Origin of the sequence: Burkholderia sp. AU33803, assembly GCF_002223095.1 — a bacterium.
Taxonomy (GTDB): domain Bacteria; phylum Pseudomonadota; class Gammaproteobacteria; order Burkholderiales; family Burkholderiaceae; genus Burkholderia.
Map to the genome: position 1 here is coordinate 1,265,115 of NZ_NKFJ01000006.1, position 14,724 is coordinate 1,279,838.

14 protein-coding genes are annotated in these 14,724 nt (G+C 64.1%); 11 read left to right on the top strand and 3 right to left on the bottom strand.

Features of this window, described 5'->3' with window-relative positions; genetic code table 11:
- The first annotated feature begins 25 nt into the window (after positions 1 to 25).
- The 3 genes from CFB41_RS22980 to CFB41_RS22990 all read left to right on the top strand — a co-directional run bounded on the left by CFB41_RS22980 (position 26) and on the right by CFB41_RS22990 (position 4,130).
- Positions 26 to 2,632 (top strand): circularly permuted type 2 ATP-grasp protein, encoded by a 2,607-nt coding sequence (locus CFB41_RS22980; protein ID WP_242808639.1) that lies wholly within the window; start codon positions 26 to 28, stop codon positions 2,630 to 2,632.
- Entirely contained in the window at positions 2,626 to 3,672 is a 1,047-nt protein-coding gene (locus tag CFB41_RS22985; RefSeq protein ID WP_089457989.1) for a transglutaminase family protein, read from the top strand. The genes CFB41_RS22980 and CFB41_RS22985 overlap by 7 nt, the downstream gene beginning before the upstream one ends.
- 185 nt (positions 3,673 to 3,857) lie before the next feature.
- Positions 3,858 to 4,130, top strand: coding sequence for a hypothetical protein (locus CFB41_RS22990; RefSeq protein ID WP_089457990.1), 273 nt, complete (start codon positions 3,858 to 3,860; stop codon positions 4,128 to 4,130).
- 67 nt (positions 4,131 to 4,197) lie between these two features.
- On the opposite strand, the gene pip is transcribed toward CFB41_RS22990, so the two are convergent.
- Positions 4,198 to 5,130, bottom strand: coding sequence for a prolyl aminopeptidase (gene pip / locus CFB41_RS22995; protein ID WP_089457991.1), 933 nt, complete (start codon positions 5,128 to 5,130; stop codon positions 4,198 to 4,200).
- Positions 5,131 to 5,419: 289 nt separating this feature from the next.
- On the opposite strand from pip, the gene CFB41_RS23000 reads away from it, so the two are divergent.
- The 8 genes from CFB41_RS23000 to CFB41_RS23035 all read left to right on the top strand — a co-directional run bounded on the left by CFB41_RS23000 (position 5,420) and on the right by CFB41_RS23035 (position 10,963).
- A complete protein-coding gene (locus CFB41_RS23000; protein WP_089442787.1) occupies positions 5,420 to 5,668 on the top strand; it encodes a helix-turn-helix transcriptional regulator in 249 nt (82 codons plus the stop codon).
- 7 nt (positions 5,669 to 5,675) lie between these two features.
- On the top strand, positions 5,676 to 5,831 hold the full coding sequence (locus CFB41_RS23005) for a LuxR C-terminal-related transcriptional regulator (RefSeq protein ID WP_236862379.1): 156 nt from the start codon (positions 5,676 to 5,678) through the stop codon (positions 5,829 to 5,831).
- 169 nt (positions 5,832 to 6,000) lie between these two features.
- Positions 6,001 to 6,363 (top strand): hypothetical protein, encoded by a 363-nt coding sequence (locus CFB41_RS23010; RefSeq protein ID WP_089457992.1) that lies wholly within the window; start codon positions 6,001 to 6,003, stop codon positions 6,361 to 6,363.
- A 110-nt stretch (positions 6,364 to 6,473) separates the two neighbouring features.
- A complete protein-coding gene (locus tag CFB41_RS23015; RefSeq protein WP_089457993.1) occupies positions 6,474 to 7,781 on the top strand; it encodes a DUF2589 domain-containing protein in 1,308 nt (435 codons plus the stop codon).
- 61 nt (positions 7,782 to 7,842) lie between these two features.
- Positions 7,843 to 8,694 (top strand): hypothetical protein, encoded by an 852-nt coding sequence (locus CFB41_RS23020; protein WP_089457994.1) that lies wholly within the window; start codon positions 7,843 to 7,845, stop codon positions 8,692 to 8,694.
- A gap of 4 nt (positions 8,695 to 8,698) precedes the next feature.
- Complete coding sequence (locus tag CFB41_RS23025) at positions 8,699 to 9,340, top strand: DUF2589 domain-containing protein (protein WP_089457995.1); 642 nt, start codon at positions 8,699 to 8,701, stop codon at positions 9,338 to 9,340.
- Complete coding sequence (locus tag CFB41_RS23030) at positions 9,337 to 9,576, top strand: hypothetical protein (RefSeq protein ID WP_089442781.1); 240 nt, start codon at positions 9,337 to 9,339, stop codon at positions 9,574 to 9,576. The genes CFB41_RS23025 and CFB41_RS23030 overlap by 4 nt, the downstream gene beginning before the upstream one ends.
- A 235-nt stretch (positions 9,577 to 9,811) precedes the next feature.
- The gene (locus CFB41_RS23035; protein WP_089458964.1) at positions 9,812 to 10,963 is read left to right on the top strand and encodes an acyltransferase; all 1,152 of its coding nucleotides are present in this window, start codon (positions 9,812 to 9,814) and stop codon (positions 10,961 to 10,963) included.
- 28 nt (positions 10,964 to 10,991) lie between these two features.
- Here the strand turns inward: CFB41_RS23035 and CFB41_RS23040 are convergent, their stop codons facing one another.
- Entirely contained in the window at positions 10,992 to 11,816 is an 825-nt protein-coding gene (locus CFB41_RS23040; RefSeq protein ID WP_089457996.1) for a multidrug ABC transporter ATPase, read from the bottom strand.
- Positions 11,817 to 12,127: 311 nt separating this feature from the next.
- A complete protein-coding gene (locus CFB41_RS23045; RefSeq protein ID WP_179250135.1) occupies positions 12,128 to 14,692 on the bottom strand; it encodes an SIR2 family protein in 2,565 nt (854 codons plus the stop codon).
- Positions 14,693 to 14,724 lie beyond the last annotated feature (32 nt).

Sequence of the window (14,724 nt, forward strand, 5' to 3'; positions counted from 1 at the left end):
CGATCATCTCGCCGCCCTCGACGCGATGCCCACGCTTTTCGATACCGGCGCGCAGCCGGATGCCGCGGAACTGGCCGCCGCGCTCGCGGCGCCGGCTGCCGCCGGCCGCTACGACGAACTGCGCGGCAGCGCGGCCGGCCTGAACGCGCCGGCGCTGGCGCCCGCGTGGCGCAGTTTCTTCACGTCGATCGGCAGCGACGGCGTGGCCGACCTCGATCGCCGCGCCGACGCGCTGCACCGGCGCATGCGCGAGAACGGCCTGTTCTATCAACTGCACGAGCAGCGCGCCGGCGACGGCGCGGCCGGCCCGTGGTCGCTTGACCTGCTGCCGATGATCGTCACGCCCGAGGACTGGGTCGCGATCGAGCGCGGCGTGCTGCAGCGCGTGCGGTTGCTCAACGCGACACTGGCCGACCTGTACGGGCCGCAGACGATCCTCGAGCGCGGGCTGCTGCCGCCCGCGCTCGTCACCGGGCATCCCGGCTACCTGCGCGCGATGCGCGGTGCGCGCGTGCCGGGCGATACCTGGCTGCACGTCGTCGCGTTCGACCTCGCGCGCGGCCCGGACGGGCAGTGGCGGATCGTCGCGCAGCACACGCAGGGCGCGGCCGGCCTCGGCTACCTCCTCGAAAACCGCCTGATCGTGTCGCGGCTCTTTCCGCGTGGGTTTCGCGGGCTGCGCGTGCAGCGGCTCGCGTCGGCATACCGCGCGCTGCTGCAGAGCATGCAGGCGCTCAGCCCGACCCGAAAGAATTCGCGGATCGTGCTGCTGACACCGGGCCCGCACAGCGCGACGTATTTCGAGCACGCGTATCTTGCGCGCTACCTCGGCCTCACGCTCGTCGAAGGCGGCGACCTGACCGCACGCGACAACCGCGTCTTCCTGAAGACACTGGCCGGGCTCGAACCGGTGCACGGCATCCTGCGGCGCGTCGACGACGCGTGGCTCGATCCGCTCGAACTGCGGCCCGATTCGATGCTCGGTGTGCCGGGGCTGCTGCAGGCGGTGCGCGCGGGCAACGTGCTGCTCGCGAACGCGCCGGGCTCGGGCTTCCTCGAATCGCCGGCGATGCTCGGCTTCATGCCGCGTCTCGCGGAAGCGCTGCTCGGCGAAACGCTGACGCTGCCGGCCGTGCATTCGTGGTGGTGCGGCGAGGCGGCCGCGTGCGACGACGCGCTGCCGCAGCTCGCGCGCGGCATCGTCAAGGCCTCCTATCCACCGGACGTGCAGGCCGGCGGGCCGTTCGAGCCGGTGATCGGCGCGCGGCTCACGCAGGCGCAGCTGGCCGAGTGGCGCGCGCGGATTCTCGCGCGGCCCGAGCACTACACGGTGCAGGCCGACCTGCCGCTGTCGCAGGCGCCGACCTGGCCGGGCCACGACGCGCCCGACAGCAACGGCGGTGCGCGTATCGTGCCGAAGCCGATGCTGCTGCGCGTGTTCGCGCTCGCCGACGGCGCGCAGCGCTGGCGGCTCCTGCCCGGCGGGCTGTCGCGGGTCGGCACGCGCGACACGCTGTTCAACGCGCCGATGCCGCGCGGCGGCAGTACCGTCGATACGTGGGTGATGACCGAGGGCATCGTCGATTCGACGACGCTGCTCCAGACGCACCTCGGTCCCGACGATCTCGTCGAACGCCCGCGCGCGATCGCGAGCCGCGCGGCTGAAAACCTGTTCTGGCTCGGCCGCTATACCGAGCGCGCGACCAACCTGATGCGCCTCGCGCGCGCCGCGCTCGAACGGCTGCGCGGTGAGGACGACGTCGACAGCCCCGCGCACCTGGAACTGCTCGACACGCTGTGCCGCGAGACGGGCCTGATCGCGGCCGACGCGCCGAACGCCGTCGATGCGCCGCGTGCGTTCCAGCACACGCTCGCGACGTCGCTGACGCGCGGCGCGGATCGCACGTCGGGCATTGCGTCGTGCCTGTTCGGCATGCGGGGCGCGGCCGCCGCGATCCGCGAGCGACTGTCGAGCGATCAGTGGCGGCTGATCGACGACGCGACCCAGCTGTTCGCCGACAGCGCGGGCCTGCCGGAAGCCGAGGAGCAGATCGGCAACGAGGCGCTGCAGTTGCTGGAGCGCCTCGGCCTGCTGCTCGGCGCGATCACGGGCGCGCAGACCGACAACATGACGCGCGACGACGGCTGGCGATTGCTGTCGATCGGCCGGCAGATCGACCGGTTGGACTTCCTGTGCAGCGTGCTGAAGGCGGCCTTCGACGAAGGCGCGGTGCACCGGCAGGACGGCTTCGAGCTCGTGCTGGAACTGTTCGACAGCACGATCACGTTCCGCTCGCGGTTCCAGCGCGGCTTCGACGTCGCGCCGCTGCTGTCGCTCGTCGTGCTCGATACCGACAATCCGCGCTCGCTCGGCTGGGTCGTGCAGGCGCTGCGCGGCCGGTTGACGAAGGTCGAGCGCAGCGAAGGTTATGCGCTGTCCGAGCTGGCCGAGACGATTCCCGACGTCCCCGCGTGGTCGCTGCACGAGCTGTGCGAGACCGCCGACGGCGGCCGGCACGACAAGCTGCTCGAAGCGCTCGACACGACGGTGAAGGCGGTATGGGAGTTGTCGAACCGGATCGGCGAGCGCTATTTCAGCCACGTGCGCGAGGCGGGCAGGACGTTATGGTGACGACGAAAGGCGCGGCGAAAGCGCCGCACGGTTCGGGCACGGCGCGGAATACATCGGCACCGCCATCGGCGCCGGCCGCAAAGGCCGACGTCGCGCCCGGCCGGTTGCTGCGCGTCACGCACGACACCGAATACCGTTACGCGGCGCGCGTCGAATCGGCGCAGCACCAGGCACGCCTGCAGCCGCTCGTCACGGCGCGCCAGCAGGTGCTGTCGTTCGCGCTCGACATCGACCCCGCGCCGGAATCGGTCGGGACCGAGGTCGACGCCTTCGGCAACGCGCGCGCGTCGTTTGCGTTGAACCAGCCGCACGATGCGCTGCTCGTGCGCAGCCGCAGCACGGTACGCGTGACGCCGCCGGTGTGGTCGCGCGGGGCGCGCGGCGAGCCGCCGCCCGCCATCGCGAAACCCGACCCAAAACAGGCGATGGCGTGGGAAGCGGTGCGCGACCGCTTGCGGTTCCGCGCGGGGCAGCCCTACGACGCGGCGAGCGAATTCGTGTTCACGTCGCCGCATGTCGCGTGCGATCCCGAACTCGCCGCGTATGCGGCGTCGAGCTTCACGCCGCAACGGCCGCTCGTGCAGGCCGCGTGGGAGCTGATGCGGCGCGTGCATGCTGATTTTGCGTATACGCCGAACAGCACCGACATCACGACATCGGCGCTCGATGCGCTGCGCTTGCGCAAGGGTGTGTGCCAGGATTTCGCGCACGTGATGATCGGCGCGCTGCGCTCGCTCGGGCTGGCCGCGCGTTACGTGAGCGGCTACCTGCTCACGCAGCCGCCGCCCGGGCAGCCGAGGCTGATCGGCGCCGACGCGTCGCATGCATGGGTCGAGGTGTACGACCCGGCATGGCCGGAGGACAACGGCTGGCTGCAGCTCGACCCGACCAACGATCGCGCGCCGGGCGACGACTACGTGATGCTGTCGATCGGCCGCGACTATGCGGACGTGACGCCGCTGCGCGGCGTGATTCGCGGGGGTGGCGCGGATCAGGAGCTGAAGGTCGGTGTGACGGTGGAGCCGCTCGAGGCGCCCTGACGTATCCGGCATGCCGCGCGCCCACGCGATTGCCGTTTAAGTCTTCGTTAATACTGCACGCCTAGCATGATCATGCCGGCGAACGGATCGGACTCGATCCGGGGCACCGGCGGCACGCGCGGGTGCGTCGACGTCACGGCGCCGCACCGTCGCGCATCGCCATTCCCTTGCAACGGCGGCGGATCATGATCAAGAACTTCGACTACCCACTCGGCAGCGACACGATTGCACTCTGCGCGAGCTTCGGCGCGGGGCCGGCGTGGCGCCGCGTGCTCGTGAGCCGTGCGGATTCGATGGAGACGCTGGTGGTGCTCGACGCGCGCGGGCTGTCGGGCTTGCTGAAGGTGGCGACCGAGGCGCCGGAAGGATTGCTCGACGATGCGATCCGCAAGGTCGGCGACGAGCAACTCGTCGAGCGGGCGATCAGCGGCAAGGCGATCGTCGAAGCGTCGCTTTGACCGGGCGGTGCGTGAGCGTGCCGACAGGCACGGCCGCACGCACCGCGTTGCATTGCGTTGATGACGCTTACGCGGCGAACCGGTCTGTCGCCGCGACCAGTGCTTCCAGAATTCCCGGCTCGTTGTACGCATGCCCCGCACCGGGCACGATCTCGAACGTCGCATCGGGCCACGCCTTCGACAACTCCCATGCGGTGCGCGCGGGTGTCGCGACGTCATAGCGACCCTGCACGATCACGCCCGGGATGCCGGCGAGGCGATGCGCGTCACGCAGCAACTGGCCTTCCTCGACGAAGCCGCGGTTCACGAAGTAGTGGTTCTCGATCCGAGCGAACGCGAGCGCGTAGTGACCGTCCGCGAAGTGCGCGGCGAGTTTGGGGTCGGGCAGCAGCGTGATCGTGCGGCCTTCCCAGATACTCCACGCACGTGCGGCTTCGAGCTTCACGGCTTCGTCTTCGCCGGTCAGCCGGCGATGGTAGGCGGCCATCAGGTCGCCGCGCTCGGCTTCCGGGATCGGTGCAACGAAGTCTTCCCACAGGTCGGGGAACAGCCACGATGCGCCTTCCTGGTAATACCACAGCAATTCCGCGCGACGCATCGTGAAGATGCCGCGCACGACCAGTGCGCTCACACGCTCCGGGTGCGTCTCTGCATAGGCGATCGACAACGCACTGCCCCACGAGCCGCCGAACACGAGCCACTTTTCCGCGCCGACCATCTCGCGCAGACGCTCGATATCGGCGACCAGATCCCAGGTCGTGTTGTTCTCGAGGCTCGCATGTGGTGTCGAGCGCCCGCAGCCGCGCTGGTCGAACAGCAGGATGTCGTAGCGCTCGGGATCGAACAGGCGGCGATGGTCGGGGCTGCAGCCGGCGCCGGGGCCGCCGTGCAGGAACACGGCGGGCTTGCCGGCCGGGTTGCCGCAGCGCTCCCAGTAGATGCGATGGCCGTCGCCGGTGTCGAGGTGGCCGTGGGCGTAGGGTTCGATCGGTGGGTACATGACGTTTCCTGATTGAAAGGTCGGTGGGGTGCAGGGCAGCCGGTGCCGAAAGCAGTACGCCATTATGCCCAACTCGTCGAAATGGCGCGTTCCGGTTCCCGCATGCGGGACGACTGCCGTGTGGTCGATCGGTAATGAAAAAATCCGTAAAAAAACGCATCGCATCGGTCACGCATTCCGATTCAATATGCCTGTGTATTTCATGTGCGTGCCACACGTGAAATGCACTCATGACGCTGGCCATGCGTCGCGGATCAATGAGAAATCAAAATAATTCCGGGGATTGTGAATGGATAGCGATTCTCTGACGAGGAAGGAGCGCGAGATCGTGTCGTTGATCGCACGGGGGATGCGCTGTACGGAGATTGCCGCGGCATTGGGAGCCGCGCCGATGACGGTGCGCAAGCATCGCGCGAACATCGTGCGCAAGCTCGGCCTGACCGGCACCGCGCAACTCGTGGCCTACGCGGTCGAACACGCGCCGCCGCTCGCGGACGACGTCTCTCCTTGCGAGGATCGCCGCGCTCGGGCCGCGTGAGCGGGATGTGCTGCGCCTGATCGGCGCGGGTCTCGCGAGCAAGGAAATCGCAAGATTGCTCGATGTCAGCCCGCGCACGATCAGCAAGCATCGTGAAAACATCATGCGCAAGCTGTCCATTCACGAACTTGCCCGTCTGGTGAAAATCGGTCGCGAATTGTGATTCCGGTGATCCGTATTTTCGCTACGCAATCGGAGGTATTGAGGGGTATTCGCATTCGGCGCAATTTGAATGCCGGGCGGATATTGCATTGCATTCGCTCGCGGACGGGAGAATGCGCGATATTCCGAGGGCGAATTCACCCGATTTTCATCATGAAAAGGAGTGAAAAATGGAAAGCGAAAAAGTGATTGTCTGGAAGGACGATCCGGCCACTCAGGTCGAGGTGGCGACATTCGTCAATCAATCCACTGCGGCGTTCGTGGTCGATGTCACCGAACCGCAGCAAGTCAAGGAGTGGACGAAACTGCTCGAGTCGACGACCGCCGACGATCACGCGCAAGGCGATGCCGCGCTGCTTCCGTGGCCTCGTCGCGTGCCGAACGCCGCGATTTATGGCGGGGTGGTGGCCACGACGGTCAGCACGTTCGCGCTGCTGACCGGCTTTGCGATCTGGCGGCGCTACACGGTGGATGCGGAACTGAGCCAGAACCGCATGCGCTTCCGCCTGCGCCCGCCGCCGCAGCAAGCATAACCGCCGGCCCGGCCGTCGCCCCATCGGGCGCGGCGGCCGCGTGACGCACCGCACGCGCCGGCGGGACAGCACGGCGGCGCGTGCGGAACCGGAATCACAGGAGATCAATCATGCCAGTTGACAATTCGGCGGCCGAGTCCGCCCGGAGTCTGTTGAACGGTATCGACTACAGCGCCCTGATCGGCGGCCCGTTGCAGGCCGCGATCACCGCGCAGGCGATGGCCGCGAAATCCACCTATGAGTTCATCGACAAGGTCGGCCTCACGACCGACAAGGACGGCGTGAAGCAGGCCGTCAACGTCACCTTCCTGTACCAGAAGGACGGGCAGATGGTGAAGCTGATCGTGCCGCTGCTGACGATCGTGCCGGTGCCGCTGATCCTGGTCGACGAAGTGACGATCCAGTTCAAGGCGAACATCAACGCGGCGGCGTCGTCGACGTCGGAAGAGTCGAAGTCGGAGGCGATCGCGGGTGAACTGTCGGCGCAGGGCAAGATCGGCTGGGGGCCGTTCAGCTTGTCGGCGCAGATGAAGGCAAGTTACTCGAGCAAGAAGGATTCGAAGGCGACGCAGGATTCGCGCTATTCGGTCGAGTACACGCAGGACGTGTTCGTGCATGCGTCGCAGGCCGGCGTGCCGGCCGGGCTTGCGACCGTGCTCAACATCCTGTCGAGCGCCGCGACCGGTGCGAGCCGCAACGGGGACATGCAGGTCAGCCCGGCGTTGTCGACCGTGATGTCCGGCGATCCGTCGCAGCAGCAGATGCTGCAGGTGCGTCTGCAGAATTCGAGCGGGCTGTTCGCCGGCGATACGCAAGTCGTGTTCCAGATCGATCCTGCGCTCGCCGACAAGTTCCGGATGAGTCGGGCGCCGTTCGGTTCGACCATCCCGTTCGATCAAACCGGCAAGATCGCGTCGTTCAAGACCGACGGCGACGGTTCGTTGTCCGTCCTGTTCTGGGCCGAAGGCGAGGTCGCCGCGCAGGCGATCGACCTGACGGTGTCCGCGTCGATCCCCGCACCGGACGGTGGCAACGCCGACGCAAAGACAGTCGTCGTGCCGGTGCGCGTGCTGCACCGGTTGCCGCCGCCGGCGGCGCCGTCGCTCAAGAGCGCGCAGGCGATGCTGTCGATCGCCAAGGGGGACACCGGCAAGGACGTCCTGACCGCGCTGAAGCCGGACGGCACACCGGCGGTGGGCGTCGAGCTGAATTTCACGTTCGACACCGGCGGCACGGCGTTCGAGGTCGAGGCGAACGGCAAGAGCGTGGAGGGCAATTCGCCGAAGACGGATGCCAACGGCCAGGTCGAGATCGTCTGCAAGGCGCTTGACGACAGCAGCAAGTCGGTCATGACCGTCAACGCGACGATCGACGGCGCCACCGCGTCCACGAGCATCACGCTGCAGGCCAAGCCCTGATCCGCCCGATGTGACAACCCGCCCGCGCCGGCCTGCCGGCGCGGGTTAGAGGAGAACACCGATGACCAATCTGCGGGATATCGCCGCCGCGTTCCTCGACAGTCTCGCGGGCGCGCAGCACGAAGCGAACCTGTATTCGAAGCGCCTTGCGGTGCAGTATCGCGAGGATCCGTTGCTCAAGTATTTCCCGGTGCCGAACGGCCTGCTCGACGAAGCGAACGTGACGCTGCGCTTCGCGGTGCCGCCGGGCGCCGACGGCGACGAACGGGCTTCGCGGCTCGACGCGGATACGCCGGCGGCCGATGCGCTGCCGTCGCAGGTCGCCGTTGCCGATCTGGCGACGGAGGCCGGCGCGCTGCTGCTGCGGGATCTCGCCGACGCGCTCGGCTCCGTGCGCGGTGTGAGCGGGGCGGCCGGTGAGGGCACCGACCCGATCCGCGACCGGATCGACGCATTGCGTTCGTCTCGCGTCGCGCGCGAGCTGGGCAGCAACCTGCATGCGCTGCTCGGCGACGTACTGACGCAGGCCATGCGCGGTACGGAGCCGTCGCTCGATGCGCTGCGTGCCCGACTGCTCGACGTGCTCCATGCGTCGCTGGACGGCAGCCTGGCGGACGTGTTCGACGCAGACGGTCGCACGGACGCGGGACGCGCGTCACTCGCTGCGGCGGTCGATGCGAGCTGGGAGGCGCTGCGCGGCCTAGTCGACGCGGCCGCCGAGCGGCAGCGCCGGATCCAGGCGGAGACCGCGCGCGTGCCGTCGCTCGCGGTGACGCTGGACCCGGCCGCGCTGCAGGGCATTCCGGCCGAATTCGTGCAGACCTTGACGCTGCGCGCGAAGCTGCGCAACTACAAGTGGGTGCTCGTCGGCGAAGGCGGCCGCGAGCGCGACGAACTGGTCGTCACGGAGTGATGCCATGACCGATTCCATCAGCCCCGTCGTCGATCTGCAGTACTTGTTTGCCGCGCCGATCGAGGCCGTGATCGAGGCCGACTTCATGGCGGCGCGCCAGTTCGTCCGGTACGTCCGCGAGTTTGGCTTCGTGCAGAACGCGTCCATTGTCTGCGAACCGGGCGACCCGAATGGCACCGACTTCGGCGAACTGAGGATGATCACGTTCTTCTACGAACAGGTGGTCGGCAAGGACAAGACCGAATGGCGCCGCGTGCAGGTTCCGGTGCTATCGCTGATTCCGCTGCCGCTGCTCGAAGTGAAGACCGCGACGTTCGATTTCGGCGTGCGTCTGCTGCTCGCCGAGCGCGTGCAGGCGCCGTGCGCGATCCCGCTGCTGCCCGACGATGCGGACGACACTGCGCCGCGCCGGTATCGCTGGAGCGCAATGCTCGCGCGTGGCCGGCCCGAGGCCGGCAGCCACGCGCGTGAGGACGTGTCGCCGTTTCTCGAGGCGAACATCGGCGCCAAAGTCGAAGTCGGGCAGGCCGGCATCCCGGCCGGCATCGGCAACCTGCTGGCGCTGCTGGGCATGAATACCCAGGTAAGCGGCGTCGGCACCCAGGCCACCGGCGACGGTGGCGATCACTCCAGGAGGGAGTCATGAAGACGAGCGAGAAGATGCTGAACGACGCGCCGGGTTTCGCGTGCCCGGTTTGTGCACGCGGGCGGGTGAAATTGTCGCTGGCGGATTTTCTCGGCAGCAGCGAGGTCCGCTGCCCGATGTGCGGCACGTCGTTCCAGATGGACAAGACGGGCTGCGAGGAACTGGTGGATCGGCTGCAGGATCTCCAGGTCGCGCAGCAGAACGTCCGGCTGCTGGAGAAGAAAGCCGACCGGTGAAAACGGCGCCGCGACTTTGCTGCGGCCCGCGGGTCGTTGCGCCGCAGCAGACGGTCAACCGATCGCCACCCGCCCCGGGCGTCCCGCCGGGGCGGCCTGCGTGCCGGAGTGGCATCGGGAATTTTGAAGCAATTTCATTCGGATATTTTTCATACAAAATCGCGGCGACGTGTCGACCGGCCAGTTGGGCGTCGACCGAATCCTCTTCCTTTACCGTGCCAACGGAAACCAGCCGATGAACCATCGCGTCACGCAGTTGACCGGGTTGCGCGCCGTCGCGGTCGCGATGGTGGTGGTCGGGCACGCCGAGCACGTGCTGCCCGGCGGCTACACGGGGTGGTACGCGCCGTTGCGACTGATCGCCGACGGCCGGCTCGGCGTGCTGATCTTCTTCGTCCTCAGCGGTTTCCTGATCACCAACGTGCTGCGTGCCGAGTTCGCGCGCACGGGCGGCATCGCGCTGACGTCGTTCTACGTGCGCCGCGCGCTGCGGATCTGGCCGGCCTGCTATGTCTATCTCGCGGCGGTGGCGATCGTGGCTTTCACCGGCTGGTTCGACGTCGATCGACGACAGTGGCTGTATGCGGCGCTGCATCTGTGGAATTACTCGGCGTGGTTCGGGCTGACCGGCGACAACGCGCTGCATCCGGACGGCGCGTGGTATCTCGGCCATTTCTGGTCGCTCGCACTCGAGGAACAGTTCTACTGGTTCTGGCCGCTGCTGTTCGTGTATGGGATGCGGCGCGGCGGCACGCGCTGGCTGGCTGCGTTGATCATGGTCGTGCCGCTGGTGCGCGCCGTGACGTATTTCGTGGCGCCTGCGCTGCGCGGGCAACTCGGGATGATGCTGCATACGGGCGTCGATCCGATCCTGATCGGCTGTTATGTGTCGCTCAATCGTGAGCGGCTTGAAGCGTGGATTCGTACGTGGCGCAGCGAGGCGCGCATCGTGACCGCGATCATCGTCATCGTGCTGATCGGCATGCCACTCGCCGAACATCGGCTCGGCGGGTTCTGGAATGCGACTTACGGCGTGACGGTCGAAGCCGCGTTGATCGCAATCGTGATCGTCGTACTGAATTTCCGCAGCGAGTTCTGGTGTGCGCGGTGGTTGCGCGCGCAGCCGGTTGTGTTCGTCGGCACGATCTCGTTCAGTCTTTATCTGTGGCAGCAGCCGTTTGCGAACCCGGATCTGCAGGTTCCGCATGCGTTTCCGCTTGGGATCGTGTGGGCGTTGATGGCGGCGACGGCCAGCTACTTTCTCGTCGAGAAGCCGTTCCTGCGGTTGAAGGATCGTTATTCGGCGCGCGAGGCGCGGCGTGAGCGTGACGATGGGTTACGGATGCCGGCTTCGGGCGAGGCGATCGGAGCGAAGGTGGCGGAGTAGGTGGGCGGGGCGGTGCCCCGCCTGGGCGTTACTTGAAGCGCTGCATTGCGGCAGGCGAATACCAGAAGTTTCGGAACATATCGATTCCGTACGACTTGCCGTCGTAGTGGACGATCGTGCGTGCGGTGCGCTTGCCCGTCTCCGAATAATCACCGTCCTTGCGCTGCGTCTTCGTAATATGGGCGGTGATCGACAGATCAGCAAAGCCGTGGCTCGATGTTTTCTCCACGGCGATCGTCATGCTTGCCTCTTCGCTGCGCGCGTCGCCGACACCGGGGCCGCAGGCGTCGCCCTCGACGCTGACCCACCCGTACAGGTTGGTGCCGAACACCGGACGGATGCGGTTGCCGTCGCGCACCCAGAGCGTGAGTTCCTCGCTGGCGTTGGCGTCGGGGCAGCTTGCCCCGCGCGCGCTGCTCGTGAACACGACGCCGAACGCGCGCACATCGGGCGACAGCCGGTAAGGCGCTGTATCGATGCGATAGCTGCTCTCGCCGATTTCCGTCGCAGCGTCCTCTTCGACGACCGACTTTTCGGCGGCCACGACCTTGCTGCCTTCGACGAGCGCGATGACCTGCAGCTTTTTGCTTTCGTCCGGGCTCTTGCTTTTGGGAAGCGAGTCGAACGCAACGGCCGCGATCGTCGTTTCGGGCGCATTTGGCATGACCTTGCAGGCCGACGCGACGACGAGCCGGTTCGCGTCGCGTGTGGTGATGCTCGCGTTCGCGATACCGGCCCAGCGGGCGACGGATGTGATGGTCACGTCGTCGCAAGGCTGATTGGTGGCGGCCTGAACCACCGGGGCGGCGGCGAGCACTAGAAGCGGGGCGAAACGAGGGATTTTCGGGGGCATGAGGGAGAAAGTTTCTTCATGGATTTCCGTGGGTATCAATTAACACCTCACGCTGCCTTTTGATAGTTGGCGAACTTTATGTCTTTTCCTGATGTACCACCCTCAGTCGCCAGTTTGCGTCGCGGTACTGCCCTCAACCTTGTAAGAGTCATAGGGTCGTGCTTCAAGCCGCTCCTTTTGCGTTAGATTTTGCTACATCCTTGCGCTGTACCACATATCCGCATGCGGTGTAATCGGATTCCACAATGTGACCGATTTCGGACGCGCCGTGCTTGTGTTGCGAGCCTACACTAGCGTTGCGACCACCTTGCCTAGCGGAACTTGTTGGCTTGCTCGCGCGTTTCAATTTTTTCACGCATTGCTTCGAAGAATTGATCCTCGAAAGAACCCGCGATTGTAAAAATTTCTCGATGTCCGTTATCGAGAGGCACCCCTTGTCGCCGGGCTTCCGCTAGTACGCGATCTGCGAACTCTTCGACGAGAGCGGGCAGTTCCATCGCCATTGCCTCATCGTAGGACTGCAGGCAGCGAGCGGTGAAGTATTGTCTGATTTCATTTGCTTTTTCAGACACACGCGCCCCCCACATCAGATGTGCAAGGCCCCGCTCATTTCCGTCAATCCCGACCAACAGGTCAATCAGCTGCGTCAAGCCGACGTGACTAATCATGTACGCGGCTACATGCTTATACGGGCCTGCTGCAAGGATCTCACGAAGTCTCTTGTCGGCCGTTACGAACACAACTCGATCGCCAATCTCAATGTCACGGCGAAGAGCTGCTAGCTGAAGAGCATCGTGGTCTATAAGCATGACGTTTTTGCGTTGGGTAAGATCCTGCCCATATTGCTTTTGCAGCTCAACAGTCATCGAAGCCACATCTAGGCCATCTGATGCGAAATTCTTCACGGTGAGAACACCGCGGGCATGTAACCATTTCGCGAGCTGGTTTTCGTCAGTGTATGGAGCGTATTCTCTTATAAATTCAGGGAAAGTTATTGACTTATTATTCAAGACGAAATTCGCGAACGCACCTTTGAACACGTTAATGTTCGCGGAGCCGAAGAAGATGGCTTCTCGGTTCAGGTCGTCAGCAAAGAACTCTGTATTGGCTTCGTATTCTTCGATTGCGAGCCGGCGGTGACTGATAACCTCGTTAAGATAGCCCGTCGTCGTGCAAATCCGTGCACCACCCACTTTGCTTGCGGCAACCCCAAGCCTGCCTAGCATGTCCTCATAAACTGTATTGAGTGGGTGCCCTCGCGTAAAGGCCGGCATCAGCACGTTTGCATCTAGGTAGATCTTCCTAGGCAATACGTCGGCGTGGAAGAAGTGACTGTGGGGCGCCTTCAGTGCCAACTCTAGGGCGAAACTTGCTCGGCCCAATTCGCTTAGAATTTTTGCTTCCCGTTCGGTGGGCGAATTAAGCATAGTCTCGCAAACGCGCACCAGCGCTTGCGTATCCATTGTGCTAAGCTTCGCGCCAGCGATAGCGAACATTTGACGATTAACGTTTGCGTCCTCTGGGGTTCTGCCAGCTGCGAATGCAGCGCCGAGGTCCCATCCGCGCTGTAGGACAAGATGCTTGAAGAAATTCACGAGAATTTCATTCGTAGCTTCAGTGATGCGAAGCCCTTCTTGTACTACGGCTCTATCCGTTGCGCTACGCACAAGCGACGCAATAGCATTATCGAGTCGATTTTCGTCGTCCGCTTTGCCATTCCACGCGACAGTAGGATTATCTGCTTTCCTATGCCAATTGCAAAGCCTTTCGTCTGAAAGTGCTTTAAGGCAATTTTGGACGACCTCCGTTGCTTCATGCTTGGATATTCCGAAGTCGCGGTGAATCGCATCAACTATGTCGCTCACGAGAACAGCTTTAGGCGCCTCACCTTGAATAATCGCGCTAACCGTACCTTCGATGACGGCGTCACGGAGAGGCGTAATCTGGGTCCCAAGGTTGAGTCGTGCATAACAAGACGCGAGATAACGCTTAGCCGTGCCGAACAAAGCGGGGGATGTTGACACGTCTGCGGTTACGGAACTCGGAGCCGTGAGCGCTCGATTTGTCTCAGCGAGCAACGTCCACAAGTTGACGTGGGTGCGATCGCTGCTTTCGTGAGTATATGTAAGCTGTTCGACATTAAGCCGACGAAGCTTGCTCGCAGTCTCTGACGACAAATCGCTCGGAACAATTGCGAGGTGTGCTCCCTGGGTCAGTGGCCCATAAATGCGATTGATATCAGTCAAGATACTATCAATTGCCGGGTCGGCAAAAGAGAACCCGACGAAAAGAAGGTTAGATCGGGTTGCGAAATGGGTGAGTACGTCTTTGTAAGTCGTATCTTCGGCCAATTTTCCGAAATCGCTCTTGCTCAGTATGATGGTCTGTGGAGATTCAACGAAGCCGTGTATCCGTGAGACAAATAGTTCCTCAGTCCACAGAGTTTGTTGGAACGAGGGATCGCCTCGGCGAAAGTCTAGCGCCGCAAGGTGTTTCGTTGCGGCAAAGCCATCGTTTAGCAAGCGATCAAAATTAGTTGTCAACGCACCCTTCACAGGCAATGCACATAAAGGATTGACTGCCGCTGGATTCGTTGGCTTTAAGTTATCAAGCAGAACCTTGTAGCGTTCGGCGTCAGTCGCGTCACTAAGATAAAAAAATTCGGCTGCGCGCAAGAAGTCGCCTGTACGTACTAATTCAATAATCTTGTTAGCGGTTAGGGCGTCCTTGGGGCGAAGCCATTCAGCTAAAGTATTCAGCAATTGGCCCCAAATCGGCACACCTGCGGCTGCTGATACCCCGGCGCCAACGAAGAGAATAGGTCGCTTTGATTCTTCGAAAAATCGCACTAGGCGGTTAACTGCTGTCTCTTCCACGTGATCCCCGACTAAGTTATTTGAATGAACCA